Annotated in this window: 2 protein-coding genes and 1 pseudogene; all 3 read right to left on the bottom strand. The window is 60.4% G+C overall.

The genetic code is table 11. The features are described 5' to 3' along the window. The coding region (locus tag NW815_RS08960; protein WP_414415926.1) for a ribulose bisphosphate carboxylase small subunit at positions 1–923 on the bottom strand (923 nt) is incomplete at its 3' end. Positions 924–994: 71 nt separating this feature from the next. Beyond that, complete coding sequence (locus NW815_RS08955; RefSeq protein ID WP_011433394.1) at positions 995–1294, bottom strand: EutN/CcmL family microcompartment protein; 300 nt, start codon at positions 1292–1294, stop codon at positions 995–997. Further along, positions 1294–1486, bottom strand: a pseudogene (locus tag NW815_RS08950) (carbon dioxide-concentrating protein CcmK); the annotation flags it as partial. The pseudogene NW815_RS08950 and the gene NW815_RS08955, both read right to left, overlap by 1 nt.

The raw sequence follows: 1486 nt of genomic DNA, 5'->3' as shown, positions 1-1486 counted from the left end.
TCGATCCCCAGCAGGCGCACATATTCCCCTTGGTGTTCTGCCAGGATGGCCCCCAATGACTGCACCACCTCCGCCTCGTGGGTGCTGGTGATTGGGCTTTCGCTTTGCCAGGAAGAGGTTTTGAAGCGGCGAGCATCGGCATACTCTAGCCCCACGCGATAGCCTTGGGCCAACAGGGCACGAATTTGCTCCACCACCTCCGGCTTGAGAGGGGATCCGCCGCCGTTCCGGCCATTGCCGCGATGGGAAGAATGAGTCATGGGTGCCGTCTCCGTAGCCGTTGAGTTAGAGGTGCGCTGCAGTTCGTTGCGGATGGGAGCGATACAGACGAGGTTTTCGCTGCACTGGTAGCCCTCTCGCAGGGCTTGGTTGATGCCGATCACGTGTTGGGCAAACTTGGCATCGCTATCCTGGACGTCGGGCAGCCGGTCGGCCTCGGCCTGGGTGGTGATGATGGATCCAGAAGGCACGTACTTGCCTGGGGGGATCTCCACATCCTGGATCAGGCAATGCAACATGATGATGCAGCCATCCCCCACTCGCGCGTTGAACACGGTCGAGCGGAAGCCAATAAAGCAGTCGTTGCCCACGTAGGCCGGCCCGTGGATCAGAGCCATGTGGGCGATGGAAGTGTTTCTGCCAATCCAAACGGAGTAGGGTTGGCCGTCTTCCCCTATCACCCGCCCCTGTTCCAGGCCGTGGATGACCACCCCATCCTGAATGTTGGATCTGGCGCCAATGTGGAAGGGGGATCCCTCGTCAGCGCGAATGGAAGTTCCCGGGGCGATCAGCACCTCCGCTTCCACCCGCACATCCCCAATGAGGTTGGAGAAAGAATGCACGTAGGCTGTGGGATCGATCTTAGGCTCCGCCAGTCGGCGAGACCAGGGCGTTGGCGGTGCAGCATAGGTGTGAGCAGGCATAACCGTGAGCCTCTAGAACGCAGTAGGGCGGACAAGGGCAGCAAGAGAGATGAGAAGGGAAGGGATCCCAGCTAGCGTTGATCGCGCTTGTTGTAGAGAGAGCGACCGCCAACGCTGACCGTATCGATAATCGCCATCACCACTGCATCCAGCGGGCGAGTCTGGTTTCCTTGCGGCTGGCGAGCGGCACTGCCTTGGCTAACCAGCACCCACTCGTCAATGCCGGCCCCCACCGGATCGGCAGCCACAGCGTAATCGGGTTGCGGCTGGCCCTCGAGATCGACGTACTGCACCAACAAAAACTTCACGCCCGTCAAGCTGGGATCCTTTTGAGTGCTGGTGACGGTGCCCCGCACAATGGCAATACGCATCAGGGACGGGTGAAGGGACGGATGGCATTTACCCCTTCGCGGAACTGAGCCACATCCTCGGTGTAGCGAATGGGCAACACGTACTCCAGGTTCTCGTGGGGACGGGCGATAATGTGCCAAGACAACAACTGGCCGCCATTCACCCGCTTCACCGAGTCAATGCCGGCAGCCACCGAGGCTTGCACCTCCGAG

It is taken from the genome of Synechococcus sp. R6-7, from assembly GCF_047461695.1.
GTDB lineage: Bacteria > Cyanobacteriota > Cyanobacteriia > Thermostichales > Thermostichaceae > Thermostichus.
The sequence above is the reverse complement of the archived record's forward strand: the minus strand, read 5'-3'. Positions and strand labels throughout refer to the sequence as shown.